Raw genomic sequence first — 22,108 nt, forward strand, 5'->3', positions numbered from 1 at the left:
GTCTATTCGTCTATTCGTCTATTCGTCTATTCGTCTATTCGTCTATTCGTCTATTTCCGAGTTGACCAGATGTACGGGTGCTTTTCCCGTCAGGACTCGCCGCGCTTCCCAGGCGGCTTTTTTTTGCAATTCAACGAGCGATTCTTCGGAATAAAAAGCCGAGTGCGGGCTGTGAATTACCCGATCTGTGTGGATTAAACGATCTTCTGTTTCGGGCGGTTCCTGGCACCGCACGTCGAGGGCAGCACCCGCAAGGGTGTTATTTTTCAGTGCCGCGAGGAGTGCTGCTTCATCGATAATATCGCCCCGCGATGTGTTGATCAAACACGCTGTTGGCTTCATTTTTGCGAGATTATCGGCATTGATCAAGCCTCGCGTTTCATCGGTAGATGGGCAGTGAAGCGATACGAAATCCGATGTGCGAAGCAGGGTGTCCAGATCCGCGAATTCGACGCCACAGGCGCGCGCTTGTTCCGGTGTCAAAGACCGCGAGTAGGCCAACACATGTAGCCCAAAAGCCCGGGCGCGGGGAACGACCTGGCGCGCGATTTGCCCAAAGCCAATCAAGCCGAGTACCTGTCCCGTTAAACGCCGCAGGGGCAAGCCGGCCTGGATATCCCAGGTGCCGCTGCGAATGAGCCGATCAAATTGCGCGACTTTGTGCGAAAGCCCCAATAGCAGGGCCATGGTTTGCTCGGCTACGTCGATAAAACAATAATCGGGTACATTGGCTACGGGAATGCCCTGTTTGGTTGCATAGGCTACATCGATATTGTCCAGTCCTACGCCGTATCGCACGATTATTTTCAGATCGGGCAATGCAGATGCGATAACCGCGCGCGTTGTTTGCGCCCAGCAGGTCATGATGCCACAGCACCCCTGCGCCAATTGGACAAGTGTTCCTTCTTCGCCATTGGGTGCGGGAATGAGTTCGGCACCGATTTCACTCAGGACACTTTTTTCGACGTCTAAATTTGCCCAGGCATAATCTGTCACCAGAATTTTCACGCGTTATCTCCCGGTGAGGATTGGCAAAATCGCATTACAATATCGTATAAAATGCGCGTTGCAAAGACGAGGTTTTCGACTGAGATGCGTTCGTTATGACCGTGTATCAGATTCATTTCTTTTTCTTCCTGCACCTGTCGGTGGGGCATAAATCCGTAAACCTGTACATGGGGCCAGCGGGGGCAAATATGCTTGGCGTCTGTGCCTCCGGTCATCAGCGCGGGGACTACGGTGGCGTCTGGGTCTCGTTCTGCCATTACATGGACGATGGTTTCATATAGGGGCGAATCTGTACTGGCTTCTAAAGGTGGGCTGTATTGATCTACGATGAGGTCGATTTCATCGCCAATCGAGGTTCGAATTTCGGCTTCAAAGCTTTTGTCGGTCTGACCGGGCGCGAGCCGACCATCGATCCGCGCAGTTGCTTCAGCGGGGATGACATTGATTTTGTTGCCCGCTTCGAGGATTGTTGGAGAGACTGTATTGTGCAATAGGGCGCGCAGTGAGGCGATCATATCTGGCGCGAGGGGCAGCTTTTGCAATGCGTTCTCGCTGTCTGTCTCATCGAGTACGCGGCGCAACTGTTGTGCGGTCTCATCGTCCTGTGTCGCTGCTATGCCTTCTAAAAACGCGCGCAGTGTTTTAGAGGGGTGCATTAGAAGTTTTGCCTGTCCCAAAGCAGCAATGGCGCGGCTGAGTTTGACGACTGCATTGTCGCGGTGTGGACGGGAGCCGTGTCCTGGGCGTCCTTTTGCTTTCAGGCGAAAGCGAAAAATGCCCTTTTGTCCCGTTTGGCACGTATAAAAGTGTTTTCCATTTACATAAAAATCACCGCCTCCACCTTCCGTCAATACGTATTTTGCATTGACTTGTTCGGGATGGTGATCGATGAGCCAACCAATGCCGTGGTTTCCTCTGCCCGCTTCTTCATCTGCGGTTGCCGCATAGATTACGTCGCGGTTTAGGGTTATGCCCTGTCGTTTTAAGAGCAAGAAGACCATGAGTTCTGCCGCGACCATGTTTTTCATGTCCAGTGCGCCGCGCCCCCAGATATAGCCGTTGTGCAATTCTCCCCCAAAGGGGTCGCGCGACCATTTATCGGGTTCTACGGCGACGACATCTGTATGTCCCAATAGCATGAGCGCGGGTGCGTTTCCACCTTTTAAGCGCGCTGTGACATTTCCGCGTCCGGGTTCTGATTCTGTGATCGTGGGGTCAATGCCCTCGCGCTTCAATATATCGGCAATATAATTTGCACACAGGATTTCATTGCCGGGGGGATTGGTCGTGTTACACCGAATCAGGTGCTGTAAGAAATTCGTTACTTCTTTTTCGATGTGGTGCCAGTCTATGGTCATTGTTTTAACTTTCAGGCGAGTTCATCTATGGTCCAGTCCGCAAGGAGGGTAAATTGGAGGGTGTCCAGTTCAAAGCCATAACCAAATGGTGCTTCGACGACGCTTTCTACGTTGAGTGTGCCATTGTGTACATTTAGAATGGGAAAGCCCCGCGCGTGTTGGCGATAAAGGGTGCTGTGATGCGCGAGTACCTGTTTTTGTATGGTTTCGGGATACATGTCCAATCCCGCAAAATAGTGATGTCCGTTGCGTTCTGAGTGATCTACGCCCAATACAGCGAGTACAGCGAGGTCCTGTAACAGAGCCACGGGGCCGACATTGGCGAGGTCTTCACTGCTTAAGACATAAGTTCCCGAGGGGTCGCGTTGTTGGCGATGGGCTATTAAGCACGCATTGGCAATGCCCTTGAAAATGCCTTTACAATTTTTGTGGCTCGTGCCCACGTAGCCGCAATCCAATGCCTGTGTTGCACTGTCGAGCGCGCCGTCCGATTCGTCGATGATCATCGGGGGGCGGTCGGTCCAATCTGTCAATACGGCTTTGACTGTTGCACTGAGCGCCATATCGCGATGAAGCGGTTGTTCGACAAAGATCAGTCCTTCCATAAAAGACGAGAGCACAGTATCGCCTTGAATGGTGTTCCAGAGTTTTCTAAAGGGTTCGACTTCTGTGTACTGTTCGTTGCCGTCGAGTGTGAAGGCGCATTGATCGGGCATCAGGCCCGCGATTTGCCGAAGGCGAGCAAGGTCCTGTTCTGCATCTCCGCACAGTTTAATTTTCAGGTGTGTCAATTGATAGGCTTCGATATTTGCAGCCAATGACTGCGGCAGGCCATCATCTACGCGATCTTCGTCTGCAATGTCTGCATCGGTCAATGGATCGGCGAGGCCCACGGTGTGTCGCACGGTGATTGATCGTCGCGCCGCGTGTGGCAAGAGGTCGCCGGGGGCATTGCCGTGCAATTCGCTGTGGATGTCAGATAGGCGAATGCCCAATGCATTTTCTTTTATAGCGTGTGCAAATGTCACGCCTTTTGCCCTGCAAAAGGCGTCGATTACTGCGCGTTCGATCATGCTGACGCCGAATGACCACAGGAGCGGCGGATAGGCCGTTGTTTTTGCCCACGCGCGCTGTTTGGCATAAATCGTCTGCCAGAGATCGAATACCGATTTTTCTGCATCGCTGTGCAGGGCAATATCACAGGCATTTTGGATAACGGTGAGCATTTCATCCAGATCGGATTCAAATGGCGCATCTGGATTTTTGGTGAACCACTTTGGCGGCAGTCCCTCTGCAGCCAGTCCAATTTCTGTTTTTCCATCGACTTTGACCCTCGCCCGCACAAATAAATGGGGCAATGCCACGAGCGATGCTATTCCGTATTTAAACGGGAATCGCGTATGCATGTTCAAGACGTTGAGATCGATTTTCTCTACTGATATACTCATTGAGATGATTCCTTATTAAATACTGTGTCCCAGTCGATGCGTCCGGTGAATTGCATGACAGCGAATAAGGTCGCAATGCACAAGAAGGTGACGGCCAGTCCGGTATAGCCGGGGAAGAAAAAGGTGTAGGAAAAGAGCACGAGATAGACAAATTGTCCCAGGCCGATTTCGACAAATGCCAGGCGCGTGCCCAGGACCAGCCTCATGTACGAAATGACGAGGACAATGGAGACCGCCGAAGATAGGACAAAGGCATAGTGGATGATCAGGTGGTCAACCAGATAAGCCAGTAGCAGGTGAAAACTAAAGAAGGCAGCACCGATGAAGAAATAGTGCATCGGGTGCAGGTCGAGGCCGCGCACTATGGAAAAGATAAAGAGCAAAAAGAAAAAAAGAAAGAGGGAGATGGGGGCGGCGGCAACGACTTTGCCGACCCAGGGTCCGGGATTGAGACGGGCCGGGAGGATCATTCCCAGGTCAATGCCGGTGAGGAGATGATTGTATTTCCACGTCAGGGTCCAGGCGTCGCCATCGCGGGTCCTCGAGGTGGGAGACATGCTATCTGGGGGAAAGTCAATGGCAGCGAAGTCCGTATGCATCGCCAGTTCAAAGTCCGATACCTGATTGACGTGGTCCCCAAAACTGTATCGCCATTGGTCCAGGCCCTGGGAGTGATAGGAGAGATCAATGGAGAGTTCCTGCCCGGGTGATAGTTCGATGGGTTGGATTAAATGACCGTTGCGGATTGGGAGTTCGGCAATGGATTGACCGTCAACGGTTAAAGTGAAGTCGTCGTACACTGCGTGCGGGGCGGGTAGTTCCAGGTCGAAGGACAGGTGCCGGTTCTGGTCGGTGGGGTTGATCAGGGTGTAAGAGGCTGCGAATTGCACCTGATAGGTGGAATACCACAGCAAGCCTTTGCGCCGGTGTTCCAGAGATAGGTCAACTTCAATGCGACTGGCTTTCAGGTTCAGGAAGTGTTTCTCATCTACTGTGCGTGAGACAGACTCGCCGTCGATAGTTTCGATATGGGTGACGCGTTCCAGCCAGTAGATTTGCGGTGCTCGCTGGGTCTGCGCCGTGCCCCAGAGTTGCCCAACAGCACTTTTGAGCTTGTCGTCCTGTTCCTCTGTGCGTATGTGGACGGTGGCACTCAGAATAATCCAGCCTACTGCGATGCAGAAAAAGATGATGCCAATGGCGATGATGCGTTTGACCATGAAATTCTCCTTTGTGTGGTGTCTGTAACTGTCTTCTGTCTGTGCTGTTTATACACGCCATTGGTCAGAGCGTTCTTTCAGATTGCATTTTTTTAGTATGATAAATTCCTTTATAGTGCTCGTCCGATTGCGATGCCGATCCAGCACCCCGCGATGCAGAGGGTGACACTTAAGAGGATGTTCAGCAATGCGAGTGCAGGGTGGTTCGTTTCCAGCAGGTGCAGGGTTTCGATGGAAAAGGTCGAAAAAGTGGTGAATGCCCCCAGGAGGCCTATTAGCAGACCATCGCGCCAGGGCATGTCCATATATTCAGACAGGCATACGTAAAGGAGCCCCATGAGGATCGATCCGGTGACGTTGACCGTGAGCGTGCCATAGGGAAAGCCGCGTCCGAACAGGATGTGTATGCTCATGGACATGCCGTAGCGCAATAAGGCTCCCAGAGCACCCCCACCAGCTATGAATAGTAGTTGCGCCACTTTACTCGTCGCTGCTGCGTAGCAGAGATATGCCCGTTGCGCCCAAAAGTAGCGGGAGGCTGGCGTCGATGAGTATCCACACGAGGGATACGGTTTCTTCTCCTATCGCGGTAAATGCATCACTGTGGAGATTGAAATAGTTCCAGAAGAACAGGATGCCGACGAATAATAAGCCGTAGAACTGGATGTTGGCGGCGAGGTATTCGCGGGTAATCGCGTCGCCACCAGCGACGCCTTTCTTGCGGATGTATCCGAATATCAGGCCCAGAATGATTGATAGAATCATTAACAGATTCAAGATGTTCCAAAATGGACTGTATGGCTGCCCGTCGCTGGAGGCGTGATAGAGCGGTTCTACTACGGTGTGGATGGCAACCGCCACCCCTACAATAGTGAGAATTGCACCGACTATTTGCTTGAGCATGATAAGCTCCTTCCCAATTTGAGGATGGTTATTCGTCAGATCTGGCCTGGTCCATAGAAGAAAAAAAGCCCAGAGTCCAACGCTTTCTTTTTTCATGATGCCAAAGTTTTGCGTGTCTGGCAAGAGGTTATGGGGGTGGTTCACACTTCGGGAATCGCCAGCGCTGGAAGCGGTTGGGGCGGTCGCTGTGCGGCGATGGCGGCGGCCTGTTCGTCAGGGGTGAGGGGGACGAATCGCTCGGCTGAGTTGAGGACTTTTGGCAACAGGCTGATTTCGCCGCAAGTGGGGGCGGTGTGTACCGGCTGGGACAGGACCCACCACAGGGAACGGTCAATGGCTTTTTGTTCCCGGTGCGGATCGTACCAGGTGTTGCAGTCTTTTGAATTTTCACCCCAGCCGCCGCGTGCGATCATTTTGATTGTTTGGATGCCGATGTCGCGTGCATTTGCTTCGGCGAGTAGTGCTTCGGCGTCCCGGCGATAATTCGCGTCTCGCATGCTTGCGGGGTTCAGTGGGAACATGACGGTGTCGAAGTCGAAGCGGCTCAGGCTTTCCAGGATGGTACTCGGTACCTGCGGTCCGTGCCCGGTGATGCCCAGCCATCTGGTCAAGCCCTGTTCACGCATTTCTATCAGGGTTTCGAGTGCGCCGCCCGATGCGGTGGCTTTGTCAAGTTCGGGGATGGTGCCGACTGAATGGAGTTGGAACAGGTCGAAGTTTTCGACGTTTAGTCGCTTCATCATTTGTTCCACGTCCCGCCAAGCTTCGTCGCGCGTGCGATCGGTTGTTTTTGCGCCGAGGAATACGTCGTCCCGTATGTCGGGCATCCACGGGGCTACGCGTTCCATCGCGTGTCCATAGCTCGGTGCTATGTCGATGTGGTTTACGCCGTGGTCGAGGATGAGTTGTATGGCGCGGTCTGCTTCGTCTTGATCTACATATCCAACCGAGAATGTGCCAAAGGTCGCTACTGTACTCCGATGGCCAGTGCGGCCAAGGGTTCGTTTTTGCATGGATTATCCTTTCTGATAAATATCAATTCGTTAATTTCCTTCAAGCTCTGCCGCGAGTTGCGCCAACCACGCATCCACGTCCGCGGGAATATCCAGCGGTCGTCTGACCATATTTATCTGCGGATATCCGCCCGCCTCCTGCTGGCTATCTATCATCCGACCTTTGCGTTCGAGAAACTCGCGTATAATACGCTGATCAATTCCATCGCGATCCTTCGGACGCGCACCCGCGCTTTGTACTACATGTTCTAAAACCGCTGATGCGGGTAATGGAGTGATGTTGCCCCAGATGGGCTTCTCTTCCAAAATGCGGATATTGCCCGAGGTCAAAGGCACATTAGTTCCTGTTCTATCCAGCGCGATATTATCCTCGAGATAGGCATCGCCCTTTGAGGATACCAGTGCCAATCCCGACCGGGTATTTCCACCGTGAATCATCACGTTGCCCACCACGCTCACGCGCGCATTTTGCGGAACGAGATTGGTATCGCTAAATTCAGCATCTGAAAAACTCAGTTGAATCGCCCGAGTCCCCGGGTTGTAGATCAAATTGTTCACGATCACCCCGGTTGTAAATGCCTTGAAATACGGGTTGCGATTTGCATTGTGGGCATACAAATTGCCGATGATGGCGATTTCTCGACAGAAGTCGTGAATCAGCGATCCCATGGAGTGCGGACCTTTGCTGTGGGATGCATCATTCAGGCATTCGGCGATAATGCAATTGACAAATGCGATGCGACGAGAAGTCGCATCTGGTCCCTCGGTATTTGGACCAGATGCGCTCAAATTTTCATCTACTGCCCATGAAATAGAACAGTGATTGATCAACACATTGTACGCATCACTACCCGCTGTGGAGATGCCATCTGGCTCCCATCCACTTCTTTTTGCTTCGCCCGCATCACCTGGGCGTACCCGAATATGCTGTAAAATTACATCGTGTGTCTGTATGAAAATTGCACCGCGAATGATGGTAATGCCCGGACTCGGTGCGGTTTGTCCAGCCACTGTCACAAATGGCTCGCGAATGTTCAACCGCGTTTTGTTCAGATCAATTACCCCTCCCACTTCGAATACCACAATACGCGAGCCCGATGCAGATAGCGCCGCATTCAGTGATCCCTGTCCACTCGCCAATAGATTTGTCACCCGAATGACCCTGCCCCCGCGTCCTCCAGGCGTGTTCATCCCGAAATCGCTGGTCTGATTTTCCGTAATATCAAAGCGGTGTGTATCCAGACCGCTATCCGTGGGATTATCTCCATTTTCTGGTTCTGTGGGTTTATTTCCACCACACGCGATAAGCGCGATAAATGCATATAGCGCGATTTTTTGGATTAAATTCATAACGCGATTCCCCTCACGGGTAATCTTTATTGTCTCAACGCCAGCGTTCTTCAAAAACTGAGATCGCGGTTTGCGCTGCCAACATAGATGTTTGCACGCGCTCCTGATAACCGCCCTGCATGGTCATTCCCGTCTCAATTGTAAATGACGGACCGTATTGATGCGCTCCGTAATCGGCCAGATTCAGGCCCTCTCCCCGCTCCTGGGCGATCAACCAGAATACGCCGCGTTCTCCTATCTCAAAAAACGATCCGGGCGAATAACCTTCTGGCGCGAGTTTGGCTCCGGAATCGGCAACTGCCCGAATTATTGCATCTGCCATCCGCTTTTCCCATATTTCATCATCCTCATTGCGCTGGTGGCGGGCAGAGAACCAGAAGCCATCTCCTCCGTATTCGTGCAGGTCCAGTGTCAGTCCAGGTTGAATTTTAGCCATCAAATTGCGCGTGCAACGCGGTTCCACTGGCGACCACGCCGTATCGTGAAAGCGATTGATGTGCAATACTTCGCCTTCTGGGCTTACAATCAGGGTATATGCTCTCTGGCAGAGGGCAGTGCCTTCAATGCCTTCGGCACGCGATGGAAAGAAAATGCGCCGTCCAAAGAGCGGTTTTAGAAAATCGACCCCTGTTTCGAATTTTCCAAAAATTCCCTCAGTCGAATACCCGTATTCGCCTATAATTGCGATTATTGTTTCACCTTCTTCGTAGAGTACCACGCCGTGTGCTCGTAGAATTTTCTCGACATCTTCTACGGAGTTTAACTCCGGCTCTTCGCCGAGGCTCAAGCTCAGCGCGTACGCGTATCCGTTCATTCCCATTGGATCGCGGGTGGGTATCACATAGACCTGATGCTCTGTGTCGAGTGCGTCCATAAGTCCCATTGCTGCTCCGACCCCGGCCTGTTCTGTTGAATGGCTACCCGCACTGATAAAAATAGCCGGTGTTTTTTCTCCTCCAGTTCTGATACATACCAGCGGCGATCCATCCGGCGTATGTCCGAGTACCTGGGATGGATAGCCTTTCTGTTCAATTCGCTGCAGGAGATCTGTATATCGATCAAAGATCTGCATGTGAAATCCCTCTCTATTTTAAGGCGCAACATGCGCCCAGGCAGAATTTAAGATTCTGACTTTGTCGCAAGTAATCGCGGGATAGTCCCGCACGGTAATCGCGTTTTCTGTGGCCGATGCAATTTCAAAACCGGTCTGAGGTGACTCTCCAGCGAGTAAATAAGAGCCTATGACTGCCTGTGGGTTTTGCAATGGTTTTTCGAGATGAAATACACTTTCCTCCACCGACTGGACTTTCAGAGTGGTGCTCGCCTCTGTGAGTGAAATTTTCAGATTGCCATATGTCAATACTGTGCCGTTCAGCAAATAGCCTTGCACGCCTTGATCATTTACCGATACAAACGCAAATTGCGCGGCAGCGGTTACGGGACCGAATTGTCGCTCTTGTTGGTCTTTCGTCGAAATAATATAATCGGTGCGGTCCAATAGTTTTACTTCAATTGCGAGAACGCCGATGTCTGGCTCATCTGCGAGCAACCGCGCGCTGAGTAGTGGAGAAGCTCCGGTTTTGTAGGGCGCAATTACAGCGGCGTACTGGCTTGCAAGTGTATCATTGCCATCCTCGGCGCGGTTTTCTGCGAAAATTTGTCTGATCGATGGTTTTTCCAGTTCCTCAGGTGTTCCAACCCGCCAGCCGGGCGCATCTGCAAGAATAATGCGGTCTGGTACATTTAACAACATCAGATCCAGATTCACATTCCGAAATTGCCACGTAAATGTGGTCGGTCCCTGGGGCGCGATTGCCTGCGGATTTTCGAGCCACATATCCCAGGTGTCTCCTAAAACTACTGTCTGTGGCGATGGCGTTGCCGGGTTCATGCCTATTGGTGAGCCATTGCAGTGAAAATTGTATTGATGGACTCGACCGCCTTTGACCCTGAAAAGATCCACACTATAGGTTTGTCCTTCCGGCGTTGTCACCATCGCGCAGGTGCGTCGATATTCCTGACACTGGGGGTACACATTCACGCCCGAGGCCTGTACGACTTCAATGCCGGGTGCTGTGCCAAATAACTCCAGGTTGGAACCGCAAGCCCCGTTGTTCTGCTCTTCTTCATCGACTACCACCAGGTTGTGCGATAGACTGCTTTTTACCCAAACTTGTCCGCTGCGGCCGTCTGGGAGTTGCTGGCTACTGCCGGAAAAATAACCGCGATCCGAGGCGAGTTCCTCCCCATAAGCGTAATAGCTCAGGCTCAAGATATCTTGCTGCCGGTGACTGGTTTGCAAGGTCCACTGGTGCTCATTGCCGTTTAAATAAAGCGCGGTGTCATCTCGACCGCCGCGCAAGACGCCAACATGCCAGCCGGGGAACCACTCGGTATGCAGGGGTAGTGCCGTTGACTCTGATTGCAGATCATGAGGACGGTACCACAGCGCGTACTCTCCGCCTTTTTCGGATAAAGATACTCCCTGAACGAGTTCCAGTAAGCCAGCGTGCGCGCTACCGAGACGCGCGGCGAGAATTTCAGCGGAGAGAAGGTTGGCTTCGGTATCGTACTGCGTATCGCCAATCACTGGCATGCGGTTGCCGGGTGCGAGCATTTTGGTCAGAGATAGCAGGGAGAGAGGGTAACGCCCGCTTGAAAACATGTCTAACTGCTGGATCCGCTCGCCTTTTTCTGACTGATAACCGGGGGGATCGCTATATCCGTGTAGCAAGTCGGCCAGTTCATGCACGTTGAAAAGATTGTGAGCCGAATAGGATGGCGATTCCGAGTAAAAACCATCGTGATGATACCGTTCCGAAAGCATTCGATTGAAGCCATCCAGTGCGTGCCGCACTTTCTGCGGGTGATCCAGAAGCATTCCCACTGCAGCGCTTAATACAAAAACCGCTGTGCCTTTGTTGCTTAGAGAGTTCCAGTGCATCATGTCCGCACATCCGGCGAGGATCAAGTCCTCTTTTATCCGTCGCGCTGTATCCTGGTCTATCAGACGACAACCAGACGTGTACTCTGCATCGCGGATTAGATCGTAGGCAACGGTCAATACATATAGCGCCCCGGCATCGCTTCCCTTTCCGTGGACGTTCATGCGGCCCGCGCCCCAGAATCCGTTGTTCATCGTCGAATAACCCTCAAATTGGTGCAAATCGTAAGCGTGACAGATCGCGCCTTTTGGAAAGCGCCCCCCGCGAGGGCCACCCTCGGCCTCTTCTTTGCCCATGTTGGCCGCTACCTCTGCAGGCGGCAAGTCCGCAATACTTCCGTCGTAGGAATGGTAGAGGTAATTCGGGAATACTCGGGCGATTCGGTCGAGGATCCACACCGTGCGCTCGGCGTATCCAATTTCACCTGTTACCGCGTACAGTTTGGCGAGTGTCAATGCCTGGCTTCGCGCCCAGCTTACTTTGCAATCTCGAATATGACCGCTAAAACTCGTCATTGTGGGGCGGTCTCCAAGCCATTTGAGCGCGTGCTTTGCGCGATTTTCGGGGTCGGCCACTTCTTCGGGCGTTTCATAATAGGTGAATTTTTGTCCCATTCGTGGGCATATCAGTACGCCGGTCTCTGGATACTGGGCGTTGGGGTAAACTGCGCCACAGGCGCGGCAGGTAATTTCATCCGGTCTGTCAATGTGCCAGTCAAAGAGTCCGCCACCCATTAGTGATTGCTTGCCCACGCAGTTTGGGCAGTTCTGGCCGTAATGCGTGCCAGGGGTCAATTCGGGGATCATTGTGTCGAAAAACGCTCGATCTTGTTGCATGGCAAATGCAACGCTTTGTGCCCAGCCATTCACGATTTCCTGTGCCCAACTGTAGCGAGATAGATTTTGCCGGGCGTTTTCGATATCCCCAGGTTTGTACGCGCTTTTCATGTCGGTCTTTTCCCTATGTGTCGTAGAGTGCATCGGCTGTCTTGCCCAAAATCCATGCTCTGTCCTCATCTGACAGAAAGTCCATCTCTTCAAGCACGCGAAAACCAACGGCCTCCCCGCGTTGCGGATTTTCCGGAAATCCCGTGCACCCCAGCATCCGTTCAGGCCCAAAAGCCTCGTACACGGCTCTGACATAGGGATACATATCCTCGTGTGGCCAGGGTTGTTCGGAAATTCCATCAATTCGGGTCGTTTTAACAAAGAGATTGGGATATTTTGCCGCTGCCAGCAAAATTCCGAAACTGCCGTCCAGCCCTTCGGACAGGATCGGCTCGCCCAGATGATCTACTATTACATTTACCTCGGGGAATTGCCGCAATATCGGTTCCAGCAGTGGAATCTGATGGCAGCGTCCAAACCATGTAAAGGGCACGCCCAGCCTTTGTGCTGTCTCCCAAAGCGCATGCTGCCCAGGATCTGATAACCACGACGCATCCCGATCTTTAATCGGATACAATCGCATTCCCTGCACTCCGTGATCCCGGTGCAGACGCGCCAGTGTTTCGGGCGCGTCGGGTTTCAGGGGATCGATCAGCGCTACCCCGTGCAGGCGATCTGGATATCGCCTCAAACAATCGCACATATAGCGATTGTCATACCCGTGATACATGCACTGGATCAGCACGGTGCGGTCGATTTTATTGATATCCATATACTTGATGAGATTTTCCACCAGTCCCGGATAATCGGGCCGTTGCGCGGTCATGCCATCGTTATGGGTAAAGGGTGGTGCTCCCATTGTCCATACGTGTACGTGAGAATCGATTCGCACGGTTTTCTCCCATTTAATAATTGACACTCTACGTATCCCCATCCGCCAAAACAAGCTCACACAGAGCATCGAGCGTAATCCCCACGGGGATCATCTCCATCTGTCCGCAGAAATCCCCAATTGAACTGAGTATCAACTCCAGGTTCTGCCTTGCGGGATGCCCGGGGTCGGAATAATCCTGATCATTATGGCTGTCCGTCACAAGGGTGCCAAACCGGGGATCTTCGGTTCGGAAACGATTTAGCACATCCCGAATAATTGCCCTGTGGTCGTACGTGTGCGGGACATAGGACCATTCATAGCCCTGTTCGCCCGCATGGCCCTGCGCAACCGGCCTACCAAATGCTGCGGATACCGGTACATTGATAAAGTCGCTATTTCCTCGAATCAAACGAAATCCCAGATGCGCCCGGTGGGGATAGGGTTCTGCACCGGCCCAAACACTGCAGTGCGCGGGCAAAACCCGCCCCGGATTTGAAAGACTGCCGCCCACAAATCCCAGTTCGCGCAGCACGTCGAATGTGCAATCATTGGCCGAAAAATAACCCGCTCTGAAATAACGGGGCGCCTTGCCCAGCGCAGACGCCCATATCTCCATTGCTTCTTGAATAATCTCGCGCTGCATATGCGCAGAATAGGCGCCCAGATCGTATCTGTATCTCCCCCCTCTGAGCTTGTATGGATGCAAATGCAGCCCCAAACACGCGCCCTGAGCCTGTAACTTCTGAAGCAGGTCTGCATTCTCAAGCGCTACTTCCGGGTGTGCAAAAAACGTGACCGGAAACCCATAAGCCTTTGCTGTCTCAACGTAAAAATAGATCGACCGTTCACTCTCCCGGTAATCCGCAGGGCCACTGCCCGACATTCGCCTGGCATGGGGTGTCACGTCGGATCTGGCCGTCTCGCAGTCCATTGTCAACAATACATAAACTTTTTTCAAACCACGCCCCTGTATGATAGTCTTCACAGATTTAAAATCATCACTGCATTGTTGTGCAAGATATCCTCCAGCGCGTCGGGGGCGAGCATGCGTTTGAGGAATGGGAGGCTCAATTGCGCGAAACACGCGCCGCGGGAGAGGCCTGCACCTTTGCCATCTCTGCATGGACAGTCTGTGGCAAACATCAATTTTTTCCCATGCCGCGCCAGGAATCCCGCGGTGAAATCTTCGTCCCGCGTCAGTCCGCCCAGACCCGAACCCGCAGATAAATCGGCAAATATATTGGGATAGTCTGCCAATAGCCGATCTATTAAGCCGTCGGGTTTGACCGCGCCCGTGGGATACAGGGTCTCCTCGGGGGCGGGTACGTCGGCGCTGATATGCGCCCACCACGATTGGGCATGGCCGATGAATTTAATATTGGGGAATTTTTTCAGGAGCACTTCGAGGTGTTCAATGCCCTGGTTATATCCCCGCTCGCCTTCTTGAAAATGCCAGGTTACGGGCCAGTTCAATTCATTGCAGACTGCCAGTGCTTTTTCCAATCGCGGGTCGTCCAATCGCAGGTGCTGTTTTTGTTCGCCATAGCCCTTAAATATGCCGCTGGCGGCGCGTTTTTCCAGTTCGGTCACGGCGTCTTCCCGCGTGACATCTACATGGCAGAAGGGGATGATGGTATCGGGATAATCCCGATGCGCCTTTACTATGTCTTCGGTCATCCAGCCAAACTCGTCGTCGCCATCTTCAATGGGTAGCATGACGGCTTTTTCCGCGCCGATGGCTTCGATATGTGTGATGGTCTCTTCAACCGATCTGCCGTTGTGCGTGAGGTGTAAATGCGCGTCGATCATGTCAATACCTCCAGCAATTTTTCTGCGACTATGGCTTCTTCACCTATTTGCATGGTCATGGGGTCGATCAAAATACCTCTGGCACTTCGCCGTACGACAATTGACGGCTCGCCTTCTTTCAATGCGTGGATTACGGTATCGCGCTGTTCATCTGGCAGGTCTATGTATGCGCGGGGTGCGAATTCGGGCGCGGCATCCTGTCCTTCGGTCATTACATAGGCGTTTGCGATATTTTCGACTGCATCTACCACGACGCGAGCTTGCCCCTGCCAGCGCTGGCGGTCTTCATCATCGCTTCGGCTCAAAAATAGATCTATAGCCGCGATTAATCCCAGGATTTCTTCTTTACCGACTTTCATGCCGCGTCCAATTGCCGAATGCGGACTCGCATTGATCCGCACGGCTTCTACGCAATCCGCTTTTCCTATGACCAGACCGCTGTTTTGAGGTCCGCACAATCCCTTGCCACCGCTGAATGTCACGAGGCTCGCACCCATTTCGACGAGTTCGGTTAAGTTTGAGCGGGGAGGCAACTGTGCCGCCGCATCTACCATGAGGGGTACGCCTTTTTTTTCGGCGCCTGCGATGACTTCTGCGAGTTGTTCTTTGCTTTGTTTGCCCAAAAAATGCACCACAGCCGCTGTTTTTTCGCCGATTCCGCCGATGAGATCTTCACTGGTTACCGCTTGTTTGCTGCCAACTCGCACGAGTTTGCCACCGCAGACTTCAATGCCCTGATGGATGTACGTATGGCTATCGACCAGGCTGATTACAAATTCGTTTTGCCATCCCTGTGTATGCGGCAACTGGCGCGCTTTTGATATGTCGGGTCCTGTCAAACACGCCGCGGCGGACAATTGTACACCGCTGGCTGCGCCACAAGAGATAAAGGCCGCAGGTACGCCAATGCGGTCTGCCAGATATTCGCCTGCTTTTACGAGCAGGTCGTTCAAATCGACAAATGATCCTCCTGCCTCGCACATCGCCTCCAGTACTTCATCTGACATTAAGCTACCGCCGAGTGTGGTAATGGTGCCACTCGCGTTGATAAATGGTTTTACGCCGAGTGTGTCGTAGGTGATCATGCTGTGGTCCTTTCAATAGGGAAACCTCTCTGAATCCTCTGTCTGTGATAGTTCAGTCAGGAATCGTCCGGTTCCTTCAACGGCTGAGTTTAAGACTGTCTCGCCTTTTTGTGCTGAGGCTTTTCGCGCATCGCCGCCAGCGGATGTGGGCAAATACAAATGCCAGGGGCGCACAAAGTGGATGTCAAATTCCCGCAGTGTTTTCAATTTGGGATACTGGGGAGGGTTGTTGGCTATCAGATCTTCGCGCACGAGTTCGGGGCGTAAGAACAGGATTTGGGAGGTTTCTTCTTCGCCTGCGTGATCGCTGCGATTTTCCCATATAGCTTTTGTGTCTTCCGATGCACAGGATCCCGTGCTGATCAAGCAGGTAAAGAGTCCGTCTTGTGCGGCCAAATCGCGCTGTACTGCACGGATGGCGTCGGGGTTGCCGCCGTGACCATTGATGAATACTATGCGGTGTACATTTTCCGCGCGACACATTGCCACCAGGTCTTTCAACAGGTTCATAAATGTAGGGACTTGCATGCGGCACGCAAATGGGAAAGCGCGGAAGTTGTTGTTTAAGCTCACCCGCTGCGTGGGTAAACACACGACGCGGCCACCTATTTCATTGGCTTTGCGCGTGCCTCCATAAGCGACGTATTCGACCTGAAAGTTGTCCGTTCCATAGGGCAATGCAGGTCCGTGCGGTTCGGTGGAGCCTATTGGGATGACCGCTACATTGGGCGCGAGTGATCGCACATCGTCAATGGTCATTTCTTCCAGGATGCCCGAAAGATTTTGGCGCATAATAAGCCTCGGCTATGTGTGCTGCTCTATGAATGATGGGACGCTCATGATAAGTCGCCATTTCTCCCCTGTCAAGGTGTCGGCATAGGAAGGGGACTTGTGCAGAGGTTCTTTGCACTGTATCTTCAGATCAGAACGCGACAAACAAAAGGATACGACTATGCAAGGGGCACCTCGCCTTAAACCCTGGCGCATCCGCCAACTCTACCAGTGCATACGCCGCGGTATTTTTGACGGAGATAAACTCCTGCACATTGGGTGGGGACTTTACGCACGCGGCGAAGCAGTCTTGATGTTTGGACAGGCCCTGCGAGGCCAGGTACCCTGTCCACAGTGCGACCAGATTGTCTATCGGCGGAACTTCTATCGGGAACGACCATCTTTTCAACCATCTACATCGCAATTCTCATGTCCAATCTGTGCGGAAAAAATAACCTGGCATGATTGCAGAAACGCACTTCGCAATCACCCGCGCTGCTTTGATTGTCGCAAAATATTGGCATGGAATTATAGCACTAACACACTCGCCTGTTCTTCTTGCAAACAGATCTGGGGCTGGCAGAAATATCGTCAATCTATCAAATACCGCGTGCGACTTCCTTGTCCGCATTGCAACAATATCTTACGCAAGCCACCATCTTCAAAATTGAGATCATCAAAAATAAAAAAGATATCTTCTCATTGGGATCTCACATGCCCCAACTGCAAAAGGCAAGGCCAATACGAGTCCGCTATGTTTTGTTGCACACATTGTGGTTATGAAAAAAAATGGCGGGCTTTCACAAAACAGCAAAAACGCAAGGTCGAACACTTAAACTGCGCGGCATGTGGTCACGCCTTCACATGGCAATCGTGGAAAAAACAATACGACAGATATGCACACACGGGAAATCTCACGCCCATTCGCCAATTTGTGAGCCAATGGCCTCGGTGCAAAACCCCCGGCGAACAACTCATCGCCATTGACCGCCTCATCCACGCCCTGCACGCCCGAGGATCTCTCGCGCCTGTTTTTATTCAGGGCAATCAACACAGCGTGGCACAATGGCTCGACGATCTGGCAATGAAATAAGCGGCCAGTGAAAAGTCGTCAGTCCCCTCCTAGTCTCCAGTCTTTTACGCAGCTTGACCGACGCTGTTCTCAGTGTTATTATGGACGCCCATTTTTTTGTTTTTCATATTTCGGTGTCCTATGACTATTCGCGCGATCATCATTGGCCTTTGTTTATCTGTTTGGGTGAATTTTTGGCCTGTGTATAGTAGCTTGATTCTGCGTTCTTCCCGCGGGGATTTTGCCCATTTGTCTGTGGCTTTTTTGATTCCCTTTTTGGCCTTGCTCGTTTTTAACTATTTTTTTTCGCGCAGATTCAGGGGCCTCTCATCCTTTGAACTCATCGCGATATGTAGCATTGGCATGGTGGCTGCCAATATGCAAGGTGAGTGGCTTTCGGGTTATTTTCTCGGCGTTGTCACTGCGCCCATTTATTTTGCTTCAACGCAAAATATGTGGGCAGAAAGGCTGTGGCCACATTTTACCGAGTGGAATGTGCTGACAGACCGCGCTGCAGCTACGGGGTTTTACGAAGGGCTGCCGCCTGGTGCCCCTTTTCCCTGGGATGCGTGGATCGCACTTTTCCCCGGCTGGGTCCTTTTTTTGGGTGCTGTATTTCTCGCCAATTTCTGTGTGGTTATTCTCCTTCGCAAACAGTGGATGGAATACGAACGGCTCTCTTTTCCCATTGCTACGGCACTTCTCGAGTTGACGGGTACGGGTGATTCAAAAGATGCGTTTGCTAACCTTGTTCGCTCGCGCTTTTTTCAGATTGGATTTGTACTCATTTTTGGCGTTTTTTGCTGGAATGTCGCCTCATGGTTTGTCACGGCATTGCCCCGTCTGGATGTTATGAGGCAGATCAATATCCCCATTGGTCGCGGTTTTCCACCGCTGTGGTTTCTCTTCCAGCCGATGACGATTGCATTTGCCTATTTCACGAAATCAGATGTGTTGTACAGCATCTGGTTTTTTCACTTGCTCGCGATTCTTCAGGTTGGCATTTTCAATCGCTTTGGTTTGGATTTTGGCGGTTCCGATATGTGGTGTTCTATGGCCCCGGCTATTGGGTGGCAGAGTTTTGGCGGTTTTATTATTCTCGTTCTGTGGGGGCTGTGGATGGCGCGCGCACATTTGCGCGATGTCTGGCACAAGGTGTGGTCTCGCAACGCGCAGATAGATGATGAGGGGGAGCTTTTATCCTATCGCACGGCATTTATGATCCTAGTCTTGTGTAGTGTGTACACGATTTTTTTTCTCGTGCAATCGGGTATGAATACCCTTACCTTGCTCACCTTTTGGGGTGCCACGCTGATTCTCTATCTCGGTCTTGCACATATTATCGCCGAAAGTGGTCTGGTTTTTTTACGCGGTCCTATTACCGCTCAGGCATTTACCTGGCACGTCCTTGGTGTTGCGGGTATGGGAGCACCGAGTGCTGTTGCTCTGGGGCTGACTTACACATTTTTTTGCGATGCAAAAACATTTGCGATTACAACGCTTGCCCATGTCCCGCGTCTGGCTGCGGTTGTGCCCGCCGAACGCCGCCGCGCTTTTGTTCCCGCGATTGCCACAGGTGCCTTGATCGGCGCGACTACTGTTATTGCTTTTACCCTTTATCAGGGTTATTACGGTATTGGCAGCTATAATTTTGGGGTGGTTAGTTTTAATGGGTCCGCTGATGGCGCCGTGGGGTCGTGGGGTTATACCGCCAATCGCGTACACGCTGGGACGATGAGTACGGACTGGAATCGCGTGCGTTTTTTGGGTATTGGTGCTGCTTTTACAGGTATTTTGCTCTATATTCGCTATCGCTTTCCCCACTTTCCGCTTCATCCGATTGGATTCACGATTTCATCGTCGGGCGTCTTGCGGAGTAGCTTATTTTCTATTTTCTTTAGCTGGGCGATCAAAACGCTCGTCCTCAAATTTGGCGGTCTTGAACTCTATCGCAAAATCGCGCCTTTGTTCCTGGGTATGCTGGCCGGTCAAATTGCCGGTATTGCATTGGGCGTTGTTGTGGATGCGCTTTTTTTCCCGGGCAATGGCCACAAACTCAACAGGTGGTAGAACATGACTTTTGATCTCATTATTCGCAACAGCACAGTGATTGACGGCACGGGCCGAACGCCCGGTTTTCAGGCAGATGTTGGCATTTGTGGAGATCGCATTGAGGCTATTGGCGATTTGTCTCAGGCAGAGGCTGATGCGATTATCGATGCGACGGGATATATCGTCTGTCCCGGTTTTATCGATGTGCATGTCCACTCGGAAATTGCCCTGCTTACAGGTGTTCATCGCTATGCCGAGGTGCAGCAGGGCATTACGACGCAACTTCTGACGCCCGATGGGTTTGGGTGGACGGGGCTGTCGCCCGAGCGCACGCGCGAATTGTGGACATATACGCGCTTTTCCGTTGGCGAGGTCGATATTCCGATTGGCTGGCAAACGCCTGAGGATTATCTGCGTCTTTTTCCCAATAACAGCGCGGCAAATGTGTATCCACAAGTTCCGCATTGCGCGGTTCGCCTGTCTGCATGCGGGTGGGATGCGCGGCCAGCAACAGATGATGAGATTGCACGGATGTCGAATCTCACGCGCGAATGGATGGAGGCGGGGGCCGGCGCGCTCAATCTGGGTCTCGATTATCAGCCGAGTGCCAATGCGGATTTTCGGGAGCTTGTTGCGCTTTGCAAAGTCGCAGCGGAATACGGGGGTATTTACGCGGCTCATGTTCGTTATCACACGATTGGGCGCGTTGCCGCCTGGGAAGAGACTATCGCGCTTTCCCGCGCAGCAAATATCCCTGTTCACATCTCGCACGAGCGGGTCAACGACGAGAATGCCGATTTGCTGGAGAGAATCGAGCGCGAAGATATTGATCTGACTTTTGAATCTTATCTCTATCCGGCTGGGATGACGCATTTGTACATGATGTTGCCCATGAAGTTTCAGGTCGGTAATCCAGATGAGGTCAACGCGCGTCTTGAAGACCCAGAAATTCGCGCTGAGTCCGTCGCCGAACTCAAAACATGGCTCGGACGCGGCGATCAAATCGTGGGTTATACTGGCTCGGGCAGGTACACGGGAGAACGCCTGAGCGATCTCGCGGCCAAGGTAAATACATCTCTGGAAGATTTTGCCTACGATCTGATTTTTCAGGAGCGCGAAGATCATGCCGTTATTTTTCCTTGGCAGGTTGATTTCGAAGTCGCCGAGCAGACCGTGACGCGTACAGCCACTCATCCGCGTATGATGATTGCCAGCGATGGTATTTTTAATATTCCGCATCCGCATCCGCGGGGTTTTGGGTGTTTTGCGCGCGTGCTGGGTCATTTTGTGCGCGAGCGCGAGTTGCTGACTTTTGAGGAAGCGATCTACAAGATGAGCGGTTTTCCCGCGCGGCGTTTCAATATTCCCGACCGGGGCGAACTCGCTGTGGGGAAGGTCGCTGATCTCGTTGTTTTTGATCCCGATACGGTGGCTGCGAGATCTACTTTTGAAAATCCCACGCTGCCGCCAGTCGGTATTTCGCATGTTTTTGTCAATGGCCAGTCCGTCATTGCCAATGGGGAACCTACAGGTGCGTTGCCCGGCCAGGTGCTGCGCCGCGTTTGATTATGCCTATTCAAGTGAAAATTTGCGATACGCCCGATGATGTGGCCCGCGCCGCTGCATCGGAAATTGCCGCGTTTATTCGCCAGAAGCCAGATGCTGTGCTCGGTTTGGCAACGGGATCAACACCAGTGAGGACGTATGCCGAACTCGTGCGGGAGAACCGGAGGGGGCTGAGTTTTTCGCGTTTGACTACTTTTAATCTCGATGAGTACTGGGGGCTTGATGGCACGCATCCGCAGAGTTATCGCTATTTTATGAATCGCGCGTTTTTTGACGGTACTGATATTCAACTTTGGAATACGCATGTGCCCAATGGGACAGCAGTGGATGCCGATCTCGAGTGCGAGGCTTTTGAGAACAGGATACGGGCGTGTGGCGATGTGGATTTGTGGTTGCTCGGCATTGGTCGCAATGGACATATTGCTTTTAACGAGCCCGGTAGCGCGCCCGATTCTCGCACCCGTCTGGTCGATTTGACCGAGAGTACGATTGCGGCGAATAGTCGCTTTTTCGAGCGTGTTGAAGATGTGCCCAAACAGGCACTCACCGCGGGGATTGCCACGATTTGCGAGGCGAGGCGGATTCTTCTTTTGGCGACGGGTACGGATAAGGCGAAAGCGATTGCTCGCGCTGTTCAAGGTATCCCTCATCCATCTTGCCCGGCGAGTTTTTTACAGACACATTCGGATTGTACGTTTATTTTAGATAGAGGGGCGGCCTGTGAAGTGTGAAGGCCACCAATTCTTA

At 52.3% G+C, this 22,108-nt stretch carries 19 protein-coding genes; 4 read left to right on the forward strand and 15 right to left on the reverse strand.

The genetic code is table 11. The features are described from left to right. Nucleotides 1-42: 42 nt before the first annotated feature. The 15 genes from F4Y39_22895 to F4Y39_22965 all read right to left on the reverse strand — a co-directional run bounded on the left by F4Y39_22895 (nt 43) and on the right by F4Y39_22965 (nt 16,692). Nucleotides 43-1,008, reverse strand: coding sequence for a C-terminal binding protein (locus tag F4Y39_22895; protein ID MYC16588.1), 966 nt, complete (start codon nt 1,006-1,008; stop codon nt 43-45). Then, nucleotides 1,005-2,366, reverse strand: a complete 1,362-nt coding sequence (locus F4Y39_22900; protein MYC16589.1) for a M20/M25/M40 family metallo-hydrolase — start codon at nt 2,364-2,366, stop codon at nt 1,005-1,007. Before F4Y39_22900 ends, F4Y39_22895 begins: the two co-directional genes overlap by 4 nt. An 11-nt stretch (nt 2,367-2,377) precedes the next feature. Beyond that, on the reverse strand, nt 2,378-3,814 hold the full coding sequence (locus tag F4Y39_22905; protein ID MYC16590.1) for a hypothetical protein: 1,437 nt from the start codon (nt 3,812-3,814) through the stop codon (nt 2,378-2,380). After that, nucleotides 3,811-5,034, reverse strand: coding sequence for a cell envelope integrity protein CreD (locus F4Y39_22910; protein MYC16591.1), 1,224 nt, complete (start codon nt 5,032-5,034; stop codon nt 3,811-3,813). Before F4Y39_22910 ends, F4Y39_22905 begins: the two co-directional genes overlap by 4 nt. A 110-nt stretch (nt 5,035-5,144) precedes the next feature. After that, nucleotides 5,145-5,513, reverse strand: coding sequence for a fluoride efflux transporter CrcB (gene crcB, locus F4Y39_22915; protein MYC16592.1), 369 nt, complete (start codon nt 5,511-5,513; stop codon nt 5,145-5,147). Between the two features lies 1 nt (nt 5,514). Then, entirely contained in the window at nt 5,515-5,937 is a 423-nt protein-coding gene (locus tag F4Y39_22920) for a hypothetical protein (GenBank protein ID MYC16593.1), read from the reverse strand. A gap of 140 nt (nt 5,938-6,077) precedes the next feature. Beyond that, nucleotides 6,078-6,950 (reverse strand): aldo/keto reductase, encoded by an 873-nt coding sequence (locus F4Y39_22925; GenBank protein ID MYC16594.1) that lies wholly within the window; start codon nt 6,948-6,950, stop codon nt 6,078-6,080. Between the two features lie 30 nt (nt 6,951-6,980). Continuing rightward, complete coding sequence (locus tag F4Y39_22930) at nt 6,981-8,141, reverse strand: right-handed parallel beta-helix repeat-containing protein (GenBank protein MYC16595.1); 1,161 nt, start codon at nt 8,139-8,141, stop codon at nt 6,981-6,983. 193 nt (nt 8,142-8,334) lie between these two features. Beyond that, nucleotides 8,335-9,372, reverse strand: coding sequence for a M14 family metallocarboxypeptidase (locus F4Y39_22935; protein ID MYC16596.1), 1,038 nt, complete (start codon nt 9,370-9,372; stop codon nt 8,335-8,337). Between the two features lie 18 nt (nt 9,373-9,390). Next, complete coding sequence (locus F4Y39_22940; protein MYC16597.1) at nt 9,391-12,261, reverse strand: hypothetical protein; 2,871 nt, start codon at nt 12,259-12,261, stop codon at nt 9,391-9,393. Then, nucleotides 12,206-13,093: an amidohydrolase gene (locus F4Y39_22945; GenBank protein ID MYC16598.1), complete on the reverse strand. Its 888-nt coding sequence runs from the start codon at nt 13,091-13,093 to the stop codon at nt 12,206-12,208. The genes F4Y39_22940 and F4Y39_22945 overlap by 56 nt, the downstream gene beginning before the upstream one ends. Then, nucleotides 13,053-13,964, reverse strand: coding sequence for a polysaccharide deacetylase family protein (locus tag F4Y39_22950; protein MYC16599.1), 912 nt, complete (start codon nt 13,962-13,964; stop codon nt 13,053-13,055). The genes F4Y39_22945 and F4Y39_22950 overlap by 41 nt, the downstream gene beginning before the upstream one ends. Before the next feature lie 23 nt (nt 13,965-13,987). Next, nucleotides 13,988-14,815, reverse strand: a complete 828-nt coding sequence (locus F4Y39_22955) for an amidohydrolase family protein (protein MYC16600.1) — start codon at nt 14,813-14,815, stop codon at nt 13,988-13,990. Further along, complete coding sequence (locus F4Y39_22960; protein ID MYC16601.1) at nt 14,812-15,900, reverse strand: hypothetical protein; 1,089 nt, start codon at nt 15,898-15,900, stop codon at nt 14,812-14,814. The genes F4Y39_22955 and F4Y39_22960 overlap by 4 nt, the downstream gene beginning before the upstream one ends. Nucleotides 15,901-15,912: 12 nt before the next feature. After that, nucleotides 15,913-16,692, reverse strand: coding sequence for a creatininase family protein (locus F4Y39_22965; GenBank protein ID MYC16602.1), 780 nt, complete (start codon nt 16,690-16,692; stop codon nt 15,913-15,915). A gap of 733 nt (nt 16,693-17,425) precedes the next feature. On the opposite strand from F4Y39_22965, the gene F4Y39_22970 reads away from it, so the two are divergent. From F4Y39_22970 to nagB, 4 genes are all read left to right on the forward strand, one after another. Continuing rightward, nucleotides 17,426-17,764, forward strand: a complete 339-nt coding sequence (locus F4Y39_22970; protein MYC16603.1) for a hypothetical protein — start codon at nt 17,426-17,428, stop codon at nt 17,762-17,764. 234 nt (nt 17,765-17,998) lie between these two features. After that, nucleotides 17,999-19,813, forward strand: a complete 1,815-nt coding sequence (locus F4Y39_22975) for a hypothetical protein (GenBank protein ID MYC16604.1) — start codon at nt 17,999-18,001, stop codon at nt 19,811-19,813. A gap of 3 nt (nt 19,814-19,816) precedes the next feature. Continuing rightward, nucleotides 19,817-21,361, forward strand: coding sequence for a D-aminoacylase (locus F4Y39_22980; GenBank protein ID MYC16605.1), 1,545 nt, complete (start codon nt 19,817-19,819; stop codon nt 21,359-21,361). Nucleotides 21,362-21,375: 14 nt separating this feature from the next. Continuing rightward, nucleotides 21,376-22,092 (forward strand): glucosamine-6-phosphate deaminase, encoded by a 717-nt coding sequence (nagB, locus tag F4Y39_22985; GenBank protein ID MYC16606.1) that lies wholly within the window; start codon nt 21,376-21,378, stop codon nt 22,090-22,092. The last annotated feature ends 16 nt before the right edge of the window (nt 22,093-22,108 follow it).

Source organism: Gemmatimonadota bacterium (assembly GCA_009838845.1).
Classification (GTDB): domain Bacteria; phylum Latescibacterota; class UBA2968; order UBA2968; family UBA2968; genus VXRD01.

Bases quoted from the DNA above. Each gene is read 5' to 3' on its own strand.
- F4Y39_22930 (MYC16595.1), bottom strand. From the start codon at position 8,141: ATGAACACGCCTGGAGGACGCGGGGGCAGGGTCATTCGGGTGACAAAT.
- F4Y39_22955 (MYC16600.1), bottom strand. From the start codon at position 14,815: ATGATCGACGCGCATTTACACCTCACGCACAACGGCAGATCGGTTGAA.
- F4Y39_22960 (MYC16601.1), bottom strand. From the start codon at position 15,900: ATGATCACCTACGACACACTCGGCGTAAAACCATTTATCAACGCGAGT.
- F4Y39_22925 (MYC16594.1), bottom strand. From the start codon at position 6,950: ATGCAAAAACGAACCCTTGGCCGCACTGGCCATCGGAGTACAGTAGCG.
- F4Y39_22945 (MYC16598.1), bottom strand. From the start codon at position 13,093: ATGCTCTGTGTGAGCTTGTTTTGGCGGATGGGGATACGTAGAGTGTCA.
- F4Y39_22935 (MYC16596.1), bottom strand. From the start codon at position 9,372: ATGCAGATCTTTGATCGATATACAGATCTCCTGCAGCGAATTGAACAG.
- F4Y39_22905 (MYC16590.1), bottom strand. From the start codon at position 3,814: ATGAGTATATCAGTAGAGAAAATCGATCTCAACGTCTTGAACATGCAT.
- F4Y39_22900 (MYC16589.1), bottom strand. From the start codon at position 2,366: ATGACCATAGACTGGCACCACATCGAAAAAGAAGTAACGAATTTCTTA.
- F4Y39_22980 (MYC16605.1), top strand. From the start codon at position 19,817: ATGACTTTTGATCTCATTATTCGCAACAGCACAGTGATTGACGGCACG.
- F4Y39_22965 (MYC16602.1), bottom strand. From the start codon at position 16,692: ATGCGCCAAAATCTTTCGGGCATCCTGGAAGAAATGACCATTGACGAT.
- F4Y39_22920 (MYC16593.1), bottom strand. From the start codon at position 5,937: ATGCTCAAGCAAATAGTCGGTGCAATTCTCACTATTGTAGGGGTGGCG.
- F4Y39_22910 (MYC16591.1), bottom strand. From the start codon at position 5,034: ATGGTCAAACGCATCATCGCCATTGGCATCATCTTTTTCTGCATCGCA.
- F4Y39_22940 (MYC16597.1), bottom strand. From the start codon at position 12,261: ATGAGGACAGAGCATGGATTTTGGGCAAGACAGCCGATGCACTCTACG.
- F4Y39_22970 (MYC16603.1), top strand. From the start codon at position 17,426: ATGTTTTGTTGCACACATTGTGGTTATGAAAAAAAATGGCGGGCTTTC.